Source organism: Cyclobacterium sediminis (assembly GCF_054781075.1).
The window spans coordinates 74,893-96,872 of record NZ_BAAGVC010000003.1 but is presented as its reverse complement, the minus strand read 5'-3'; the positions used below and the strand labels follow the sequence as shown (position 1 = coordinate 96,872).

Here is a 21,980-nt window from a genome sequence, read left to right as displayed (position 1 = left end):
GAGGTTGACTAATAAAGATAACAAGATTTGGTTAAAATCGCTAGTGGACAAAAAGGATAGGTTGGAAAGGAAAACAAAACCGTAGGTGCCAAGGTGTGTGATTAATATTATGAATTTACATCGGCTTTTCTTTTTAAAATGGTAAAAGCCCAAAGCTTATAGACTTTGGGCTAATTTTATTTTCAAGTAATACCTTGAATCGCTTATTTTTCTGCTTTTTTCTTAACCACCAAGTTCATAACTCCCTCAGGTGAATTGGCTTTTCCAATCACTTTTTCGCCTTTTTGTTCCAGTACAGTTTTTACCATGTTTCCTTCCACGTATACCTCAAAGGATAATTTTCCTTCTTTTACATTTACATTTTTTCCCCAAACGGATTGCCCATTTTTAAAAGTAACTTTTACTGTGGTTGCTTTGTCCTTATTTGCGATAAGCACCGTGCCTTCGTGATAGGGGTAAGGAGCATCATAGCATTCGTATGCCCATGCGCCTTCATATTTAGATGGGATTTCAAAGGCCTTCACCTCCTGAGTAAATGATGTTACAGCAAATAACAACAGTAATAATGCACTTAAATTTTTCATGATATTGTGTTTTTGGTTATACATAATGAAACAAAGTTAAGTGCTGGGAAGCTGCTGTATGAAAAATAGGGTTTTAGGCCTCTATTTAGGGAGGAATGACCGATATCAGTGTAATAAATGATCAAATTCAGGGGTGAATCTGCGTGATACAGGGACGATTGACGTGCTGCCTTCTAGGTGCAGGCTGACTTTACCTGAAGCTTTTTTTGCCAATTTTACATTTTGCACATTGACCAGATATGACCTATGACATCTTTTAATGGCGTGATCTTTTAATTGTTCCGCAAGGGCTTTTAAAGAACTTCTAAGCATTTCTTTTTTGATTACACCACTGTCTTTATAGTAGATGACGGAATAGTTATCTGCAGCTTCGATAAATAAGATGTCGGATGATTTTAAAGATAACCTGTGGTTTCCGTATTCATCTCGTAAGCTTATAATCTTTTGGGTGGAATTGAACGATTCCGGTGAGTTTTGACTTTCATTTTGTTTGCGAAAAATGAAGATAAAACATAAAGCCAATGTATAGGGGATCAATAAGCCCAGAAAGGTATATTTCAGGCTAATCAAATATTCAGAAAAGAAGTTGGAACCATGGCTGCCATATAATCCATAGAAAACAAGGGCAAGTGCCAAAACTTCTAGCGTTGTCCAGTAAATAAAATAAATCACTTTAGATTCTCCTTTGAGTAAAGGTTTTAAGACAAACTGGGAAAGACTCAAAACAATTCCGCCGATAATTCCAAACCCTGAAAGCCTAATAAATTGGGACAGTCCTTGGTCCGCTTCCCATTGATCTATCCTGAAAGGGGTGTATAGATTTATGAAAAGGATTGAAAATAAGGTGCAAAAACCTATTAAAACCAGTTTTTCCCAGTTATGCTTGAGTAGGTTGAATTCAGCGTTTAAAAGATTATTTTTCTTTTTCATCGCCTTAAATTTAAACAATGGAAAGTTGAAAAGCTTAATAAGCTACAAGACAATTTTCCTAAAAATGAAGTATTGGGGATTTGTTAAAAAAAGTTAATTGCTTGTATTTTTTTTTCTGTGATTTTATAATTGGAGCCGCTATCAGGATAGCTATCATAGGATAAATAGACTAAGATTTTACTTTATTAATTTAATTTATAAACTTCATTTATTTATTATTATGTCAGCCGTTTATTTACAGAAAAAAGGCCTCAGAAGGGGCAAGAAATGGTTTTCTCCATTATCATTAGCCCTTTTGTTTACCCTTATATCAATTACAGTTTCAGCCCAAAATTCAGCATCTGAATCCTCTTTTACTGCACGTCTGTTTAATATTGAAGCTCCTGTTAATGAGACTTTTCGTTTTCAGACTACCCTAAAAAACAACGCTAACAAGATCCAAGTTTATGAACTCAGCGCTGAAGCTCCGAAGGGCTGGAGGCTGGTTTTCAAGGCCAGAGGAAGTCAAGTCACCTCCATTAATTTGGAACCCGGGAAATCCGAAAGTATCAATGTTGAGGTGAAACCTGCTCATGATGCAGCTCCAGAAAAGTATATCTTCCCTATCGAGGCAAAATCTGAAAATGACTCAATGAAACTGGAGCTTGAGGCTGTTGTAGAAGGAGCCTATGATATTGAGCTTACTACCCCTTCCGGACGTTTGAGTGGGGAGATTACAGAGGGAAAAAACACTGAAATTCACTTAAAAGTTATCAATACAGGATCACTTCCTTTAAATGAAATTACGCTTACTTCGAATACCCCCTCAAAATGGGAGGTAAGCTTTTCCCCCTCTGAATTGGAAGAGCTTGAGCCTGGCAAAAGTGCAGATGTGATTGCTACTTTATCAGTTCCTAATAAAACTTTGGCAGGAGATTATGTAAGTAAGTTTACTGCCAAAAACTCAGATAGTACAAGTACAGCAACCTATAGGGTGACAGTGAAAACATCTCTTTTGTCCGGTGGAATTGGTATTTTGATAATATTGATTGCAGTTGGTTTTGTTTATGTATTGATTCGAAAGTTCGGAAGAAGATAAATAGGTCATGGATAAGCAGGTAATAGCACTGAAAGGCCTGACAAAGAAATATGGCACTTTCACTGCGGTTAATGAATTAGATCTCACCATTAACAAAGGGGAAATATTTGGCTTATTGGGCCCAAATGGTGCCGGAAAGACCACCACTATATTGATGATGATGGGGCTAACGGAGCCGAGTGCGGGAACAGCCCATGTTTGTGGGGTGAATTCAACCAAAAATCCCCTAGCTGTAAAGAAAGTGGTGGGTTATATGCCGGATAATGTAGGCTTTTATGACAATATGTCTGCTTTGGAAAACCTGATGTATATCGGTGAATTGAACGGTATTCCTCGTAGTGAAGTCCGAAAAGATGCGATAGCGGTAATGGATATGGTCGGCTTGCCGGAAGAGGCCATTCATAAGAAAACAGCGGCCTATTCAAGAGGAATGAAGCAACGCCTGGGGTTGGCAGAAGTGTTGATTAAAAAACCTCAGGTGGTAATATTGGACGAGCCTACTTTAGGTATTGACCCGAGTGGGGTTAAGGAATTTCTGTCCTTGATTTTACGGTTAAGTAGGGAAAAGGGACTTACGGTATTGCTTTCATCACACCACCTTCACCAAGTGCAGCAGGTTTGTGATAGGGTTGGGATTTTTGTGGATGGGGAGCTTTTGATAGAAGGGGATATTGCTTCGCTTTCTAGCCGCCTTTTTACAGGAAAATCCTTTGAGGTAAATGTAACTTTTAAAAACCCCATTGACCTACCTTGGAAGCATGAGAGGGAATTACTACAGTTTCCCTCAATAAAGGAAATTTCAGTAGAAGCTCATGATGCATGGATCTCAGGGAGTGAGGATGTCACCCCTGATATTGTCCGGTTTTTGGTGGAAAAAGGGTATCCTATCATGGGAGTCCAAAAGAAAGAATATGGACTGGAGGATATTTATCAAAAGTATTTTGAAAACACAATAAAGGAGAATATAGATCAATGAAAGGAATCATAAATGCGTTGGATTTTAATGCTTCTGTGCGCGATGAAAAGCAGCAGAACCCTTTTTGGATATTGGTAAAAAAGGAGATAGCCGGTCATATTCGCAGTTGGAGGTTTATCATACTATTGGTGCTCGTTGTCCTTACCTTTTGGGGGGCAACTGCAGTGGCCATGAACAATATAAAAGACACAGTAGCCAAGGTTAAAGATTTGGAAACCCTTTTCTTGTACCTTAAATTGTTGACCACCACTGAGGGAACCTTGCCACCGTTTCATGTTTTTCTTAATTTTTTAGGCCCCCTATTGGGAATCAGTCTTGGCTTTGATGCCATTAATTCAGAACAACAAAACGGAACCCTGACGAGGATAATGGCCCAGCCTATTTATCGAGACAATTTGCTCTTGTCAAAATTTGTAAGTTCACTTTTACTGGTAGGAACATTATTGCTCTCGCTCTCTTTATTAATGATCGGAGGAGGAATCCTCATTACAGGTGTAATGATAGAAATCGAAGAGCTGATAAGAATACTATGTTTTATGGTGCTCTGTACTGTTTATGTGGGTTTTTGGCTAGGCCTTTCTATTTTACTTTCCATTGTCTTTAAGCAGGCATCCACTTCTGCGCTAACAGCAATTGGTATCTGGTTATTTTTCACCGTTTTCTATCAGATTGTTGTCAATATGGTGGTTACCATGCTTACCTCAGGTGCCGGTGAATTGTCTCAGATGCAAGTCATGCATCTCAATGAAATGATATTGAATATTCTTCGATTGGCTCCAAGTCAACTATACGCAGATGCAACAACAACCTTATTGATGCCCTCTGTGAGAAGCTTGGGACCGGTTACCATGGAACAAATGGCCGGGGCCATTCCTTCACCACTTTCCATTAGGGACAGTCTGCTGATCGTTTGGCCTCAATTAACCGGTCTGATAGCAGCTACCTTGCTTTGTTTTGCATTTTCCTATTACCTTTTTATGAGAAGAGAAATAAGGACATGATTCTTTTTCCTGGTTTAATATAAATAAAGCTGTTTGGAGGTTATGGCTTTGCTTTGCAAAGAGGAAATCTTCAAACAGCACTTTTACTTTAAAAATATCAACTTGTTTGATCCTAGTATTGATAGCGTAGGTCCTGTGTTAGGTTTCAAGTGCAGACCGGGCTAAAGGTATTAAGGACAATCCAATGTTGCTGGAGGCTATTGATTATCGGTCATTATATCAAAGTGTTTATCTCATAATACTTTTTTAAAGAAATAGAATTGGATAACTTTGGCAGGCAAAATAAATTATGTGAAAGTATTTATTTTCAATAGTTGGCAACCCATAAAATGGAAAAAAAGAACAAAAAGCAATTTTTTATCAGAAGGCTATTTATAGCTCTTATGATCCCTATTGTGCTTTCTCTATCCATTCTTCCTTGTTGCCCTCCTTCAGAAAGTTGTGTGGATGAGGTAGGTTCTTGTGCTGATGAACCTGTACAAGGAGCTTTTCCTGGATCGGGATTATGTTCCCCTTTCTTTACCTGTGGCCATTGTCCGGGTATTATACTTCAGCAAGTTGAATTTCCAGCTTTAACTTTTCAGGAGATCAATGGAACAATTTCCGGAATTAGGTCGGAATTCAAGCCTTTTATTCTCGTCAAATCCTTTTTCAAGCCACCAAAGGCTTAATCTACCTACGTACATTGAGGTAATTTAAACCGGAATACTGACTTTTATTGGTAAAGATTTTGTCATTATTGTTGCCAAAAGTGACGCAACAAAACGGCCTAAATCATTTTGTTCCAGTGATTTTTTTTTGTACCCTTGGCTACAAAAAAAAACCACATGGAAGAACAGTATAGGATTTTAGTTAAAGCTAAATGAGTCAGATGGTGTTCCCATTCCTTGTTTCCGGTTTAATTACACACCATTATTTTTCAATCAATCAACTATTAATTAATTACCGTGAAACACATTGTCACAGTACTGATAATACTTTGCCTATACGGCACTGCCATGTCACAAAATACATTTAAAGTCACGATCAAGGATGAGGAATCGAAGGAAGCGCTATTTGGTGTGTCCGTCTATTTTCCACAATTGGAGAAAGGAACTTCCAGTGATGTTTTAGGAAAAGTTTCCATAGATGAAATTCCAAATGGAAAATATACTGTTTTAATGACCCATTTAGGATATGAATCCATGGAATTGGAGCAGTCTTTTCCAATGGAAGGTGAGCTGAACTTATTGATGGGGCATGCCCATGAGGAGATGGAAGAGGTGCTGGTCACTTCCACCAGGAGTGGCAGAACCATAGAAGATGTTCCTTCGCGGGTAGAAGTTATTGCCGGGGAGGAACTGGCGGAAAAAGGAAACATGAAACCGGGTGATATCCGTATGCTATTGAATGAAAGCACAGGGATTCAGACCCAACAAACTTCAGCCACCAGTTATAATTCAAGCATCAGGATCCAAGGCCTGGATGGGAAGTACACCCAGTTACTAAGAGACGGCCTTCCCTTGTATTCCGGTTATTCGGGAGGCTTAAGCCTGATGCAAATTGCCCCTCTTGATCTCAAGCAGGTAGAAGTAATCAAAGGGGCTTCTTCTACCTTGTATGGTGGAGGAGCCATTGCCGGTTTGGTCAACTTAATATCCAAAACCCCCGGAGAAGACAGAGAATTAAATTTTATGGTCAATGGGACCTCGGCTTTAGGATTGGATCTCAGTGGGTTTTACTCGGAAAGATACGGTAAAATTGGAACCACGGTTTTTGCCTCTTATAATAAAGGCACAGCCTATGATCCGGCAGGCATAGGGCTCACCGCTATTCCTGAATTTGAACGCTATACCATCAACCCTCGCATGTTTTGGTACCTTGATGAAGCAACAGAAATAAATCTTGGCTTTAATTTTACTACCGAAGATAGGCTGGGAGGCAATATGGATTATATCGAAGGCAAAACAGCCTCCGGTTATTTTGAATCCAATGAAACGGATCGCCTGTCTACCCAGTTTGATGCAACCCATCGTTTTTCTGATCATTCTCGCATTCAGGTAAAAAACAGTATCAGTTTTTTTGACAGGTCTATAGCGATACCGGATTATATTTTCAGCGGAAAGCAAGTTTCCTCTTTCTCGGAAATAAACTATGTCACTTTTGGTAAAAGGATGGAGTGGATTGTAGGGGGGAATCTTTGGACTGAAAAATTTGATCAAAGGCAGGGGGATCCCGACAATGACCTGGGGTTTTCCAATACCACTACCGGAGCTTTTGTCCAAAACACCTGGAATATGGCTAGGCAATGGACCTTAGAAACAGGCTTGCGGGGGGATTATCAAAGTCGATATGGAGCATATCTGCTTCCTCGTTTTTCTTTATTGTATGAGCCCAATGAGCGAATTACCTTTAGGACGGGGGGAGGCCTTGGTTACAAAACACCCACCCAGTTTACCGAAGACACAGAAAGGCTGCACTTCCGAAATATTCTACCCATAGACTTTTCTGAAACCAGTGCAGAACGTTCTACAGGGGTTAATTTGGATGTCAATTACAAATGGCCGGTGACAGATGATCTAAGCCTAAGTACAAATGCACTTTTGTTTTACACACAGATCGAAGATCCGATGTTATTGCAGTCAAACGGAAATGGCATGTATGCCTTCACCCAGCCAAGTGGGTATATCAATACCCAAGGTTTGGAAGCCAATATGAAATGGACTTACCATGATTTTAAACTGTTCGTAGGGTATACCTATGCCGATGTAAAGGAACATTATGACAAGGAAGCAACCGAATACCCTTTGGTGGCCAAACACCGACTGAACAATGTATTGATGTATGAGAAACATGGAGATTTCTGGATCGGTCTGGAAGCGTATTATTTCAGTCCCCAAAAGCTTTCTGATGGCAGTACGGGGGAGTCTTATTGGATCATGGGTATCATGTCCGAAAAGAAAATCGGAAAGTATTTTTCCCTTTTCTTGAATTTTGAAAACATGTTGGATACCCGTCAGACCAGGTTTGATACCATTTACACCGGCAATATTAACGACCCTCAATTCAGAGATATTTATGCCCCGGTAGATGGTTTTGTGGTCAATGGAGGCTTTAAGCTTAGTCTGTAAATGTGTTTGTTTATTCAAAGTAGGCTTGTCACAAACATTTGACAAGCCTACTTTATTTGTTGGGCAGCTATGCTTATATATTCGCCCATTCCACTCTATACCCTCTTGAAACCTTCTCTAATTAACAATTAACAATTCAAAAATTAACCATTACCGTCCCCCTTTGCCTTCGACAAGCTCAGGCACCGGTAGTCCATCTCCCCAATTAACCATTAACCAATTAACCATTAACCAATTAACAATTAACAATTCAAAAATTAACCATTACCGTCCCCCTTTGCCTTCGACAAGCTCAGGCACCGGTAATCCATCTCCCCAATTAACCAATTAACAATTAACAATTAATCAATTAACCATTATCTACTGATTATCAGGTACGATTTTAAATGATTTTTTTGAAGTATAGGTTCTACCTAACCAATCCTTGGCTTGGACTTCTACTGTATGCTCTCCCAAAGGAAGTTGGGAAGGAATTCTGCCACTCCATATATGGGAAGAGATTAAAGGAGTGGAGGGCCTGATTCCCCATGGAAGTTCTTCTGCATGATCCCATTCATGAAGAATGTCCAGCAAAAACTTATCATATTCGGGTACAAGTTTTAAGGCTGTCCATTCACCGTCATCTACACGGTATTTTACACTGTCCCTAGGAGTTCCCTGAAAAAAGTTCACAGAAATTTCTCCTCTGTATTTTTTTGCCTGGGGTACAATTTTGGGCATATGAATACTCATTTTCCAGTCATTGTCTCCGGAAGGGACGTATTCATAGCTGTAGGTATTGTCCGTAATATTTAGAAAGGCATATCCCTTAGGAGTGCCATCACGCATTATGCCTGAAGGTGTTCCGTAGCTGTCCTTGGGACCTATATAAATACCCCCTGAAGTAGCTCCCGGGTTATAGTGGTGGTGAAACCCTGCATTGGGCCAGCCTTCTTCGGTGGTGAAAAAATGATGGTTTTGAGAATGTGTGTGTCCGGATAGAGAAAGGGTGTATTGGTAGCCTTTTAATAGGTCGAAGAGTTTTTGTCTGTCTCCTTCTCTAAATTGATCCGGCCCTTTTTCAAACTCATAGATAGGAATATGAAAGGCCAATACGATTAGTTTGTCCTTTGATACATGCTTAAGGTCGTTTTTAATAAATTCCAAAATATCTGCTCGAAAGCCTCCTATATAACTTCCCTGACCGAAAGGGTTGGGCGTGATCACATCATCCAATACGATAAAATGGGCATTGGCATAATTTAATGCATAATTGGTAGGGCCGAAGCTGGCTTCATAGGTCTCATCAGAAAGTTGGTCTTCCTTATAGCTGTTGGTATCGTGATTGCCTAGCAAATTGTACCAGGGGATACCTATTTTCCCCAGGGATTGGATATAGGTATCAAATAAATTTCTAGCACCCAAATCCCCCAGACTTATGCCAAAGGCAGCTCCTTTGCCTCCAATAACTTCCGAAACAATGGCTTTTTCGAAGTACCCTGCGTTGGTCAGGTCATCTGCTTGTGGGTCTCCAAATACGAGTACCGAGAAATTTGACGCTTCGTCCTGTTCAATCAATGGAAAATCTACTGATTTGGGAAGTTTGCCTGTAGGAAGAACCCTTTTTTCACCGGTATCCGGTGAGCCATTGGGTTTGTGGATATAAAAAAATTGCGGTTGATTATTGGCATCTACAGGTACAGCGTAGCCTGTGGGTTTAATAACAGAAACAATCATATCATCATTAGCGGGTAAGCTATAACTTCCATCTTCCTTGGTTAGCCTAACCTCTTTTCCGTTGGTGACCGCTACACCTTTGATTCCTTTCTCGTTTTTGTCCTTAATTGAATTGTTGTTGCGGTCGTCATAAACATAACCGGTGACGGTTTCTTGAGCAAGTACTGAAGTAGCACTAAAAAATTGGGTAGAAAGGAAGGCCATGAATATGCCTAAATGTAGTGTGTGGTTTAATTTGGACATGATTTTAAAATGGATCTGTATAAAAGAAATTGAATTCAATTGTAAAACAGTTGGCTATTAAAGGCTTGCTTCTGCAATAAGTAAACAATCTTAAAGAAGTATCGGCTAACCTATTTCAGCAACTACAAATCTATTGTTTTTTTTATTTTAACCCCACTTTAAAAAATCAGGATTGTGGAAAAAATAGCGATAGGGGGAATTAATTATTGCCATTCCCTTAATTATGAATATTTTATAGGGGGGAAGCGGTTGATTAATTAATCATTAAGCTTTCTTCTCGCGGGCTTAATTTAGGCAGAAGCATATAATTAGCAAGGTTAAGTATTAGCTGTAAAGGAGCCTGATGGCAATTCATTGACTGATAAAAAGATTTTCTGGCACTGAATAGGAATGGAGCCAAAGAATGACAAAGAGGACAGTGGGGCAGAGAATAAAGGTAGATTCTCAAGGGGTTAACATAAAAAAAGCCCCAAGCTGAATATTTCAACTTGGGACTTGGACTGTTGGCCGACCAGGGCTCGAACCTGGACTCTTCTGGACCAAAACCAGACGTGTTGCCAGTTACACCATCGGCCAATCATTAAACTTCAAAAGACTTGCTCTTTTTTAGTGTGACAAATGTAACAGGTCTTTTTTTTTAATGCAAATCCCATTTCGAAGAATTTTCTTCCAAAACCTTTAAATCGCTAATTCTCAGAAACAAATTTTATCTTTTTAGATATGATAAAAGCATATTTTTTTTCATTAGAGCGTTTTTGATGCAATTATCACCTGTGAAGGAACATCTCCGATAAACGAGGTCAATAATTATCTAGTTAATTTGCCTTACAAACCTGTCAGATTCACTTTGGCATAATTGTCATTTGAATGTTATGGATGTATTGTCAATTTGCTGGCGATTTAAAACAAGCCAATTGCTATTTCCATAATTTATTTATTCATGTCATTCAAATCCCCCTTATTAATAGTATTTCTTTTCTTCTCCACCATTTCCGGAATTTTTGCTCAGCAACAGTTTACAGGAACCATTGTAGACAGTCAATCAAAGGAGCCATTATTTGGAGCATATGTTTTTATAAAAAACCAAGATGGAGAAACCCTTCAATCTTCTTACACTGATTTTGATGGAAAATTTAAAATAAACCGACCCGTAGTTAAGGAATTTTTATTAGAACTTTCCTTTATAGGTTACCAGACCTTTCAACAAAAAATGACCTCCCCTGAAGGAAGTGATTTGGGGGTTTTTGAAATTGTAAGTGATGGACAGGAATTAGAAGCATTTGAATTGTCAGCAGATGCCCTCACCGGGGAGGTCAGAGGCGATACAGTAGCTTTTAATGCCAATGCCTTCAAAACCAGACCACAAGCAGATGCGGATGAACTGGTTCGGAAAATGCCCGGAGTGGTAATCCAGAATGGTGTTATTGAGGTGCAAGGTGAAGAGGTAAAAGAGGTTTTGGTGGACGGTAGGCCTTTCTTTGGTGACAACCCAGCCGCGGCCTTAAAAAATCTTCCGGCACAAGTTGTACTTAAAATTGAGTTTCTGGACCAAGGAAGTGAAGAAGCAAAATTAACAGGCTTTGATGATGGTGAAACCATTAAAACGATTAATATCATAACCAAGCCGGATATGCGTGCCGGTAGGTTTGGTAAATTTTATGGAGGCTATGGTACAGACAATAATTATATTGGAGGAGGAAATATGAACTTCTTCAATGGTGCCAAAAGGTTATCCATTTTAGGACTGAGCAATAATATCAATCAGCAAAATTTTGGAGGAGATGAGTTAGGAAGCTTGGAAAGCAGTAGTGGAGGAAGTAGTGACGGACTAACTGTAGGTGAGTTGCCCGGAATTACGAATACCAATGCCTTGGGGGCTAATTTCTCTGATGAATACTTGGATGAAAAATTAAAAGTTTCAGGAAATTACCTGTTTAATGACAGAGATAATGTGCTGAATAGGACTTCATCCAGAGAGTATATATTACCTGATGATAGTCTTCAGCTTTATAATGAAGATAGAAACTACCATACAAAAACGCAAAGTCACAGGTTTAGTGCGAGGATAGATTATAAGATCAACGAAAAACATGCTTTGGTTCTTCGGCCAAGAATAGGATTGGATTATAGAAATTCTGTAAACCTTTTGGATGCCTATAATCTTTATGATGAAAATACTTTCATCAATAGAAATCAGAACGAGACCACCTCTTCTCGAGAATCCATGAGTTTTGCCAACTCCTTGAATTACAGGTATAAATTTAACAAAGAGGGAAGGGCTTTTTCTACCTTTGTCTATACCAGTAAATACAATAGTGATAGTAATTCTGATCTGGTATCGGTGGCCACTAGTTTTCAAGATAGCAGCATTGATTCCCTGATCCAATTCAAGGAAAATAAATACAATAGTTTTTATTACAATGCGGGAGTTAGGTTTTATGAGCCGCTTAGTGAGAAATCGCGTCTTCGTTTTGGATACCGGGTATCAAACAATAGCTCGAATACAAGACAGGACGTAGAAATTCAGGAGGCAGAAACAGGGCTTATCCAGATAGATAGTGCTTTGACCAATAGGTTTGAGAATAGTTATATTACCCATAGAGGAGGCGTGGGTTATAGTTTTAATACAGAAAAGCTTTCATTTTATAGCAACGTTAATTACGAATCTGCTCATATAGACAGTGATAGGCTGTTTCCGGGGTTTGAAAATACAAAAAAATCATTTTCCAATTTTCTACCTAGAGCAGTTATCAATTATGAAACGGGAGAGTTCAGTTCCTTGAGAATTGATTACAATACGGATACCGACGCCCCATCCATCGGTCAGTTGCAGGATGTGATCAGCAATGCCAATCCATTGCAACTTTCCTCAGGTAACCCTGAATTAGATCAAGAGTACAGTCATAGGCTTTTTACACGTTTTAGGATTATAAACCCCGAGACCAATAGGTCATGGATGTTTTTTCTTTATGGAAATATAAGAAACAATTATATAGGCAATGAAACCTTTATAGCCTCTCAGGATACGCTCATACAAAACGATATAACCTTGGCTCAAGGAGGACAATTTAGAAAACCGGTAAACCTTGACAATTATTATGTTTTTAGGGTTTATGGTAGTTATGGTTTCCCTCTTAAATTCATGAAAAGTAACCTGAGTATTAATTCAAGCTTTACCACAAGAAACAGACCGGGCATAATTAATGGCCAATTGAATAACAATAACAATACTTCTTACAGGCAAGGGATTAACCTAAGTAGTAATATCAGTGAAAGCGTGGATTTCAACCTTTCCTCCCGTGGGACTTTTAACTGGGTGAGAAGTAGTTTACAAGAAAGTTTGGAGAACAATTATTACACCCATAGCACCAAAGCGGATCTATTCTGGAATTTTGTTGGAGGTGTATTTGTAGGCACAAGTCTCAATCACCAGCTTTATACAGGCCTGGGTGATGCGTTTGATAGAAGTATTCTGCTTGCAAATATGGATATAGGCTATAGAATTCCACCTAGCAATAAAACTGAAATTAAGCTTACCGTTTTTGATTTGTTCAATCAAAACGCAAGTATTAATAGAAATGTTACGGATGTGTACATAGAAGATGTCAGGACACAGGTTTTAAAACAGTTTTTTATGCTTACAGTTACCTATAACCTCAGAAGGTTTGGAGGTTATGACATGGCTTTATAGATCCACACATAAGGTTTAACCTGGCTAAGGCCTAATAGGTGACTCAGAAATGGGTCACCTATTTTTCTATGATTTCCACCTTGTAAATTTTCACAAAGTCCTCTTCCTTATCCGTATTGAATTTGGATAGCCACCAAAGCGACCCGTTGCGTACCAAGAATTGACGGTGATCCAATTTGTCCGGAAGCGCTAAACTTTGTAACGCTTCTCCCTGGTGATTCATTAGGAATAAGGCTGGTTGGTATTTATTTTTTATTTTATTCTTAAAATCGCTGTAATCTTCTCTGTTCTTGATGGCTTTATAGGCTTCTCTATCTGCCGGTTCATATCCGGTAGAAAAAGAGGTGATAAGGTAATCTTTGTAAACTTTTAAGGTGTAGGTGCGCCCTGCAGATTCATCGAAGGCGATGGCCTTTGGATCTGCCTTTGACCGGTCTGCACCTTCGCCCATATGGTAATTGGGATAGGCGATCCGTTTTCTATTCAACAATTGGTGAGATGAATCAATGTCGTAGAAATTAAGGTATGGATCTGTTCCGGCAATGACCAACAACTGATCACCCAAAATGGTTAAGGATGGGTTCATCTCGGAAATTTCATAGGCCCTTCCGGTACTTCGGAAAGGGCTGTCTTCTTCAAGGTTAATGATTCGTTCTGCAGTACCTTTTTCAGGGTCAAATTTCACCAAAAGTTGAAATTGATTGTAATACTCATCTTCTGTTTTATTGTACTTTCCCCATGCAACCAATCCTTTTTGGTAAAATAGCCCCTTATGTTCCATTAATTCAGTATCTGCAGCTGCACGGCCGGCCAATAATGGAGGATCTTTTGAAAAGGCTCGGTGCGAGATTAAGTTTCCATTAGCATCATATTCAAAAAAACCATTTTGTGAAACCAGAGAAATGTCCTCACGATCTTTAATTTTGGCAGCGCTGTATAAAAAACCTCCGTAGCTGTCCTTTTGGTCACCACCTTTTTCCATTCTAAGCAACAGATTTCCTTTGAAATCTGTCATTAAAATAATACCTCTTTGTCTGTCGTGAAACAATATCCGCTCACTCTTGGGTTGGATGTCCATGAAATCAAGTAATCCTAAATAATCGATGCGAATGCTGTCTGTAATTGCAAGTGATAGCTTGGTTGTTGCTGCTTTTTCCTTTTCGCAAGAAATAAGAAAAAGAGAGAAGATGGCAAAGGATAAGAAGGCAATATTTAGAGAATGCTTCATTGTATTTTTAACTAAATAAATAATTATAATTTTTAAAAACAAGATATTAGTTAAATTTCTTATCGTGACAAACATTATAAAATTTTATATTTCTGGAGTTTTATTGTTCTTACATATTTGAATATTCTGCTATACTTACATAAATCCATATTTTGTTTCCGGGGAGTTTTGACTTTTGGATTCTGTTTTTGGTTTTGTTATTCACCGAGTAGCATTCAGTACAAATGCCCCTAAGGGATGCTTTATTGATTAGAGCATTTGACTTTAAATGGTTAGGTTTGTAATTTATAAATGAACCACATTTATGGAAGCACTGCTTAAAGAAATTCGCGCTTGTACCCTATGCGAGAAATTTCTTCCTTTAGGTCCAAGACCAGTATTGTCTGCCCATGCAAATAGTAAAATCCTGATCGTTGGGCAGGCACCTGGGACCAAAGTGCATGCAAGTGGTCTGCCTTGGGACGATGTAAGTGGAAAAAACTTACGCGCTTGGATGGATGTAGACAAGGATCTATTTTATAATCCTGAAATTTTTGGAATTGTGCCGATGGGATTTTGTTACCCCGGAAGGGGCAAAGGAGGGGATCTTCCGCCTAGACCTGAATGTGCCCCAAAGTGGCATACTGACTTGATGCGTGAAATGCCGAAAATTCAATTGGTATTACTTATCGGGCAGTATGCCCAACGTTATTATTTGGGAAAAGAAAAGAAGAAAAACTTAACCGAAACCGTTAAAAATTACCAAGATTATCTTCCTAAATTTTTCCCCCTAGTGCATCCCTCACCCAGGAATAGAATCTGGCAAATGAAAAATCCATGGTTTGAAGAAGAGGTTGTGCCTGCTTTACAACTTGCTGTGCATGCCCTCTTATGACCGGAAGTTTTATAGATAAACCTATCTATTATTGCCTTATTAGAATTTTATTTCTCTATGTTTTATAGCAATTTGGTATGGTTTCTTGTCGTTTTTTTAGAATATAATTTGTCTATTTTTTTAAATAACATTATTTTGAGGCATGAAAAACCCAAGACGTGAATTTTTAAAAAAATCGACTTTATTAGCAGGAAGCCTGCTTTCCATTCCAACCATTATTCCCGGATCTGCTTTGGGTAAAAATGGTTTTGTCTCACCTTCTGATAGAATAAATTTGGGTTTTATCGGTGCGGGCAATCAAGCTGGAAATGATGTTAAAGACTTTTTGAAAGACAAGCGTGTTCAGGTTACTGCCATTTGTGATGTCAACAAGAAAAGTCCGGGTTATTGGAATGGCAAAGTAGCCGGACGAGATTATATCATGCAGGTAGTAAATGATTATTATTCAGAAAAAAACAATAAGCGTTATCAGTCTGCAAGCGGTTACACAGATTTTAGGGAATTATTGGCAAATAAAGACATAGATGCAGTGGAGGTGGTTACACCTGACCACTGGCATTCTATCCCAGTGATGATGGCTGCAGCTGCAGGAAAGCACATTTACTGTCAAAAGCCATTGTCTCTGACGGTAGAAGAAGGTAGGGCCATGAGTGATGCCGTTAAAAAGTACGGTGTAACTTTTCAAACGGGAAGCCAGCAAAGATCCAGTTATCATTTTAGAAGAGTTTGTGAGCTGGCGAGAAATGGTAGGTTAGGGGAGTTGCATACCGTATCTTGCGGGTTACCCGGAGGCACTCCTGATTTTGGTAAGACGGGTCACTTGACAGAGACCATTCCGGTTCCCAAAGACTTCGACTATGACATGTGGTTAGGGCCTGCACCGGAAGCAGCTTATAGTCCTTGCAGAACCCATGTAAATTTTCGTTGGAATTTGGATTATTCCGGAGGAAATGTAACAGATTGGGGAGGGCATCATCCGGATATTGCCCAGTGGGGAATGGGTACTGAGCTCACAGGCCCTGTGAAAATTCAAAATGCCCAAGCGGTCTGGTCAGATCATCCGGTATGGAATACAGCTACCAGGTTTTATTTTGAGTGCATCTATGACAATGGTATAAAATTAATTATCCAAAGTGACAAAGATTTTGGTGTAACCTTCCAAGGAACAGAAGGGTCTGCTTGGGCCACAAGAGGAGATCATAAAATAAACCCTGAAAGTCTAAAAGACACAGTAATTGGTTCTGATGAAACCCAACTGTATGTTAGTGACAATCATTTTACGAACTTTATAGATTGTATCTATTCCGGAGAGGAAACCATTGCACCTGCAGAGATAGGTCACCGATCGATTACCCTTGCACATCTGGGGAATATTGCCATGATGCTGGAGCAAGATTTATTGTGGGACCCTGAAAAAGAACAGTTCAAGGGTAATTTTGCAGCCAACCAATTGCTTAGCAGAAAAATGAGGGAACCATGGGGTGCAGTCTATCAAAGCCTGAAAGGCTGATTTTTTTATCCTAAAAGAACTTTTATCAAAATACCTGATAAAAGTCAGTCAATGAACTGAGCAAGCTAAGCATTTTGGGGAAGGAATGAGGGTAATTTTGTATTCATTCAAACGGTCTTTTATACGTCTGAAGAAATTAATCAAATTTACCAATATGCCTCAAATTCATAATTTCCATATCCCTGTAATGGGTTTGGGTTTTACTGTAGATACCCCATTAAAAGTTGCACGTTTTGGCATTTCCTCCGTAGTCTCGATAATGGATGATCAGCTGCTGGAAGATATGCGTAGCCATTATACGCCTGGAAAGGAGTTTGAACCAATTTCTGAAAAGGTTCCTGACTCCAGGGCAAAAAGGATCAAAGCGTACCTAAATTTTTTGCAGCGGACAGTTGATCGGCAGGTTGAGGAATTGAAAAGGCAAAATTTTGGAGAAGGGCAGGAAATAGACAAATACTTTGATTTGTTGCCCTTTGATCATCCCCTTAGTTCCCTTTACTTAAATATGAAGCTTGCTACAGGTAATAAAAAATTGAACCTTCAAGAAGCACTTAGGGAGGCGATTGAGCCGGGTAGTATAGATGTCAATATAATGACCAAAGTGGACAAGCTCAATTATGACAAAGAAGGAAACGTTTTGCCTAGGGAGTATTCAGATGCTTTATTGGCTTTAAAAGGCTTTGCAGAAAGTGATGTTAGAGGTGGAGTGGTTTTTTCTGCAGGCATGAACCCTGCTTTATATGGCTATGCGGAGCAATTTGAAGATTTCTTTCCAGATGAAAATGGACACATTAGAAAGCCCATTATTTTGAAAGTCTCTGATTACCGCTCAGCACTAGTTCAAGGGAAATTTTTAGCAAAAAAAGGATTATGGGTAAACGAGTATCGAATAGAATCCGGTTTGAATTGTGGTGGACATGCTTTTGCCACAGATGGATTCCTTGCAGGCCCAATTCTTGATCAATTTAAAACTAATAGGGAAAACCTTTGCAATGATGTATTGACGATCTGTCAGGCCGCTCTAATAAAAAAGAACAGGCCATTATTGAATTCAAGAGCTCAGCCTAGAATCACTTATCAGGGAGGTATTGGTAATTCAGATGAAAACCGGATGCTTTTGGAGAAATATGCATTGGATGGCACTGGTTGGGGGAGTCCATTTTTGCTTGTTCCTGAAGCAACGAGTGTAGATAAGAATACTTTCGAAAAGCTGCTTAAGGCCAAAAAGTCAGACTTTTATTTGAGCAGGGCCTCACCTTTGGGTGTTCCATTCAACAACTTAAGGACGAGCACTGCGGAAGCACAGCGGAAGGAGAGAATTGCCAAAGGAAGGCCGGGAAGTCCTTGCTATAAAAAACTGCTATCGTCTAATGTGGAGTTTACAGACAAGCCTATCTGTACAGCCTCTAGACAATATCAAAACCTGAAAATCAAACAGAGGGAAGCAGGAGAGATTGCTGATTCGGAACTAAACGAGGTGTTGGAGAAAGATTGTCTTTGTGAAGGCTTGGGGGCTCCCGCCCTTTTAAGTGCTGGGGAAACTCCTCGGAGAAACCTCAATGCCGTAACCATTTGCCCCGGTCCGAATTTGGCCTATTTCAAAGGCTCTTTCAGCTTAAAAGAAATGGTCGATCATATTTATGGAAAGGTGAACTTGAGATTGGACCCTGAACGACCTCATGTGTTTGTAAAAGAACTACAACTTTATATTAAGCATCTAAGGTCAGACTTAGAAAATGCCATGCCTGAAAATGGTAAGAAAATGGAGGCTTATATTATTAAATTTAAGAAGAATTTATCTGATGGCATTGCTTATTACCAAGAATTTAAAGACAGTTGGACCAAGGAAAACACCTTAGTTCTGGAAAGGGTAAAAACCCAGTTGGCTGAAATGAAACTAAATTTTCAATTGGTATAAAATTTTTTTCTAATCTCAATTTTTTAATTTAGGGGCCCCTTACCAATATAAGTTTATTGGAAAGGGGCTTTTTGTTATGCAATATTTGAATTAATTGCTTTGATGAATTTTTATAACTACAATAAATTATTTGTTCAATAAATATAGTTTCATGGAAAATTGCAAGGCTGTTATTTTTGACATGGATGGCGTGTTGGTCGATTCAGAAGGTTACTGGAAGCAAGCTGAATATGAGGTATTTACATCACTGGGGGTGGAGGTTACAGAAGAAGGTACTAAGCTGACCAAATCCATGACTACTTTTGAGGTTACCCGCTTTTGGTATGAGCGATTCCCTTGGGGAGGTGTTTCTTTAGAAGTTGTCGAACAGTTGGTTGTCTCAAGGGTTATTGCTTTCATTGAGTCTGAAGACTGTTTGGTTAAAGGGGTAAAATCCTTTATCGAAAAATTAAAAGGGAAAAAGTATAAAATTGGTTTGGCAACAAACTCCCCACAAAGAATTATTCCTGTTGTTTTAAAAAAATTAGATGCATTACATTTATTCGATGTAGCCCTATCTGCTGACGCTGAAATTAAAGGGAAACCGGATCCTTCCATTTATTTTAGTGCTGCTAAAAAGTTGGGTGCAAACCCTGATGCATGCTTAGTAATTGAAGATTCCTATTCAGGAATGTTGGCCGCAAAAAATGCAGGAATGCAGGTCATTGCTTTTACCAATGGGGGTAAAGTCAGAAATTTTGAAATTTCAGACCATCAAATAGACAGCTTTGAAATGGATGCGATACCATTTTAACTGGTAATTAGCAACTTTAATTATTGAGCCAAAATTTACTACTTGGATTTTCTGAGCAATCAAATTCACAGTTAATCTCAAAAAATTCGAATTAATCCCTGCTTTAATAATTCATTTTTCTCAAGATTGAGCTCTTGACCAAATAGGGTTCTGATGAGTGGTATGAGTTCAATTGCCAATTCCTGTAGGTGTATTGATAACATTAAAGAGGAGTTGTCTTATGATCTTGGACGGGAATTGGTGGGAAATAAATACAAATTTAATTTTTAATGCAATTCTAATTTCTGTCCGGTAGGATGCTATATATAAAAATTGCAATTGGGTTGCGAATGATTTTACGGCAAAAATCGAATGATTAAACCCTTATGTGAGGAAAGGGTAAGGGTTTATATTATGTGCCCAAATAATATATATGATCAGAGAGACACTATAATGAATGTGAAATGACAAAAAGAATATTAATCTTAATCCTATTTTTGAGTAGCTATCAGTACTCTTCAGCTCAGGATGACAATTTGAGATGGTTAGATATTGAGCTTTCAAATTACCAATATCCCTATGCGGTTTCTTACTTGCCATTGAACATTCAAGAACAAGATTTGAAAATGGCCTATATGGATGTGAAGCCTGACCAATACAATGGGAAAAATATTGTTTTATTCCATGGAAAAAATTTTAATGGGGCTTATTGGGAAACAACGATTGAAGCCCTAACTAAGGAGGGGTTTCGGGTGATCGTTCCGGATCAAATCGGGTTTGGGAAGTCTTCTAAGCCGGCTAATTTCCATTATACCTTTCAACAACTTGCCCGAAACACCAAGGCAATATTGGATGCATTACAAATTGAGAAATCGGCCATTTTAGGCCACTCCATGGGAGGGATGTTGGCTACCCGATTCACTTTGATGTATCCTAATTTTACGGAAAAACTTATTCTAGAGAATCCCATAGGCCTTGAAGACTGGAAACTCAAAGTTCCCTATAAGCCAGTTGAATGGTGGTATCAGAATGAATTGAAAAAGAATTATGAGGGAATAAAAAAATACCAGCTTACTAATTATTATGACAATAAGTGGAAAGCTGAATACGATCAGTGGGTTAACTTGTTGGCAGGTTGGACGCTTAATTCATCCTATGAAACCATAGCTTGGAATTCGGCGCTAACATACGATATGATTTTTACCCAGCCCGTGGTGTACGAATTCAAAAATATCTCTGCGCCTACCTTGTTAATTATCGGTACCAGAGATAGAACGGCATTGGGAAAAAATCTGGTATCGGAGAAAGTAAGTAAAACCATGGGTTTATATGATGAATTAGGCAAAATTACTAAGAACCGGATACCAAATGCTGAGTTGGAGGAACTTTCTGATGTTGGTCATTTGCCCCATATTGAGCGTTTCGAAGGTTTTATCACTCCTTTGATTAATTTCTTAAAAAAATAATTTGTTTTTTTAGGGTAAGCTGAGCTCTGCATAAATTAGTTAATTTTATATCAATATGAAAGATGCTATGGTTGGCCTTTGTACATAATTCTTAATTGACTTTAGCTGTACTATTCCGGATTAATTGGAACTTATTGATACCAATTTTGGGTTGAATTACTAAGCTTGCTTGCCCAATTTGTGCTTACATTCTAATTTATTGGTGACTACATTCACCGCTTATTGCAATTCCCGCTAGGTTTCATTTGCCAATGGCTATTTGAGAAAATTTATGTAAGAATAGGGAGATTTGTGAATTAAAAGACTGTTTAATCCTTTATTTTGCTATAAACTGCTTACTTTTGATTTGTTTCATTAAAAATGGGCTTTTCAGGCCCAATATGTTAAGTTAACCTTATATGGGAAAACCTTTAAAGAGACATCCCGCTTTTGTACCGGTTTCTAGAGACCATCATTTTGGGCTACTATTAGTATGGAAAATACGCCAAGGTCGAGAAAAAGGAATTGCACCGGATCGACTTTTCAATTATGTGAAGTATTTTTACGCTACGCATATGGAACCCCACTTTTCTTTGGAAGAATCGGTTATTTTTTCTTACATGGCCAAGAATGATTTACTAAGGAAAGAAGTAGAAAGCCAACATCGGGATATTCGGGAGGCGTACAAGGAGTTGAGTGGATTTCAAAAAGATGATTTGTTGAATAAATTGGATGAGTTTTGTCAAATGGTAGAAGCTCATATCCGTTTTGAAGAAAGAAAGCTTTTTCAGTATATGCAAGTAGAATTGTTAAAAAAGGAATTGGAAGAAATGGAAGAAAAGGTAGCTGCTATTCACAAGCCTGTTACTGAAGATTGGGAGGATAAATTTTGGGTTAAATAAGC

The 21,980-nt window shown here is 38.7% G+C and carries 16 protein-coding genes and 1 tRNA gene; 12 read left to right on the top strand and 5 right to left on the bottom strand.

The features are described 5' to 3' along the window. Positions 1 to 203: 203 nt before the first annotated feature. Positions 204 to 584 carry a hypothetical protein gene (locus ACYVHJ_RS02740; protein WP_460512356.1) on the bottom strand — a complete coding sequence of 127 codons (381 nt, stop codon included), beginning with the start codon at positions 582 to 584 and terminating at the stop codon, positions 204 to 206. A gap of 105 nt (positions 585 to 689) precedes the next feature. After that, positions 690 to 1,514 (bottom strand): LytR/AlgR family response regulator transcription factor, encoded by an 825-nt coding sequence (locus ACYVHJ_RS02735; protein WP_460512354.1) that lies wholly within the window; start codon positions 1,512 to 1,514, stop codon positions 690 to 692. Between the two features lie 220 nt (positions 1,515 to 1,734). Between ACYVHJ_RS02735 and ACYVHJ_RS02730 the strand changes: the two genes are divergently transcribed. The 5 genes from ACYVHJ_RS02730 (at position 1,735) to ACYVHJ_RS02710 (ending at position 7,679) form a co-directional block, all read left to right on the top strand. Beyond that, positions 1,735 to 2,592 (top strand): COG1470 family protein, encoded by an 858-nt coding sequence (locus ACYVHJ_RS02730; RefSeq protein ID WP_460512352.1) that lies wholly within the window; start codon positions 1,735 to 1,737, stop codon positions 2,590 to 2,592. 7 nt (positions 2,593 to 2,599) lie between these two features. Beyond that, positions 2,600 to 3,568: an ABC transporter ATP-binding protein gene (locus ACYVHJ_RS02725; RefSeq protein ID WP_460512350.1), complete on the top strand. Its 969-nt coding sequence runs from the start codon at positions 2,600 to 2,602 to the stop codon at positions 3,566 to 3,568. Beyond that, positions 3,565 to 4,569 carry an ABC transporter permease gene (locus tag ACYVHJ_RS02720; RefSeq protein ID WP_460512348.1) on the top strand — a complete coding sequence of 335 codons (1,005 nt, stop codon included), beginning with the start codon at positions 3,565 to 3,567 and terminating at the stop codon, positions 4,567 to 4,569. The genes ACYVHJ_RS02725 and ACYVHJ_RS02720 overlap by 4 nt, the downstream gene beginning before the upstream one ends. 329 nt (positions 4,570 to 4,898) lie before the next feature. Next, complete coding sequence (locus ACYVHJ_RS02715; RefSeq protein ID WP_339904077.1) at positions 4,899 to 5,240, top strand: hypothetical protein; 342 nt, start codon at positions 4,899 to 4,901, stop codon at positions 5,238 to 5,240. Positions 5,241 to 5,567: 327 nt separating this feature from the next. After that, positions 5,568 to 7,679 carry a TonB-dependent receptor gene (locus ACYVHJ_RS02710; protein ID WP_460512345.1) on the top strand — a complete coding sequence of 704 codons (2,112 nt, stop codon included), beginning with the start codon at positions 5,568 to 5,570 and terminating at the stop codon, positions 7,677 to 7,679. Positions 7,680 to 8,039: 360 nt separating this feature from the next. Here the strand turns inward: ACYVHJ_RS02710 and ACYVHJ_RS02705 are convergent, their stop codons facing one another. Further along, positions 8,040 to 9,638, bottom strand: coding sequence for a calcineurin-like phosphoesterase C-terminal domain-containing protein (locus ACYVHJ_RS02705; RefSeq protein WP_460512343.1), 1,599 nt, complete (start codon positions 9,636 to 9,638; stop codon positions 8,040 to 8,042). A 503-nt stretch (positions 9,639 to 10,141) separates the two neighbouring features. After that, a tRNA-Gln gene (locus ACYVHJ_RS02700) sits at positions 10,142 to 10,214 on the bottom strand. 364 nt (positions 10,215 to 10,578) lie between these two features. Between ACYVHJ_RS02700 and ACYVHJ_RS02695 the strand changes: the two genes are divergently transcribed. Then, entirely contained in the window at positions 10,579 to 13,329 is a 2,751-nt protein-coding gene (locus ACYVHJ_RS02695; RefSeq protein WP_460512342.1) for a TonB-dependent receptor, read from the top strand. A 58-nt stretch (positions 13,330 to 13,387) separates the two neighbouring features. Here the strand turns inward: ACYVHJ_RS02695 and ACYVHJ_RS02690 are convergent, their stop codons facing one another. Then, on the bottom strand, positions 13,388 to 14,557 hold the full coding sequence (locus ACYVHJ_RS02690; protein WP_460512339.1) for a hypothetical protein: 1,170 nt from the start codon (positions 14,555 to 14,557) through the stop codon (positions 13,388 to 13,390). Between the two features lie 304 nt (positions 14,558 to 14,861). Between ACYVHJ_RS02690 and ACYVHJ_RS02685 the strand changes: the two genes are divergently transcribed. The 6 genes from ACYVHJ_RS02685 to ACYVHJ_RS02660 all read left to right on the top strand — a co-directional run bounded on the left by ACYVHJ_RS02685 (position 14,862) and on the right by ACYVHJ_RS02660 (position 21,978). After that, positions 14,862 to 15,431 (top strand): uracil-DNA glycosylase family protein, encoded by a 570-nt coding sequence (locus ACYVHJ_RS02685; RefSeq protein WP_460512337.1) that lies wholly within the window; start codon positions 14,862 to 14,864, stop codon positions 15,429 to 15,431. Between the two features lie 142 nt (positions 15,432 to 15,573). After that, a complete protein-coding gene (locus ACYVHJ_RS02680; protein WP_339902833.1) occupies positions 15,574 to 16,941 on the top strand; it encodes a Gfo/Idh/MocA family protein in 1,368 nt (455 codons plus the stop codon). A 154-nt stretch (positions 16,942 to 17,095) separates the two neighbouring features. Then, entirely contained in the window at positions 17,096 to 18,859 is a 1,764-nt protein-coding gene (locus tag ACYVHJ_RS02675; protein WP_460512335.1) for a hypothetical protein, read from the top strand. A gap of 151 nt (positions 18,860 to 19,010) precedes the next feature. Next, positions 19,011 to 19,652 (top strand): HAD family hydrolase, encoded by a 642-nt coding sequence (hxpB, locus tag ACYVHJ_RS02670; RefSeq protein ID WP_460512333.1) that lies wholly within the window; start codon positions 19,011 to 19,013, stop codon positions 19,650 to 19,652. A gap of 443 nt (positions 19,653 to 20,095) precedes the next feature. Then, a complete protein-coding gene (locus ACYVHJ_RS02665; protein WP_460512331.1) occupies positions 20,096 to 21,097 on the top strand; it encodes an alpha/beta fold hydrolase in 1,002 nt (333 codons plus the stop codon). A 398-nt stretch (positions 21,098 to 21,495) separates the two neighbouring features. Further along, on the top strand, positions 21,496 to 21,978 hold the full coding sequence (locus tag ACYVHJ_RS02660) for a hemerythrin domain-containing protein (protein ID WP_339904401.1): 483 nt from the start codon (positions 21,496 to 21,498) through the stop codon (positions 21,976 to 21,978). Positions 21,979 to 21,980 lie beyond the last annotated feature (2 nt).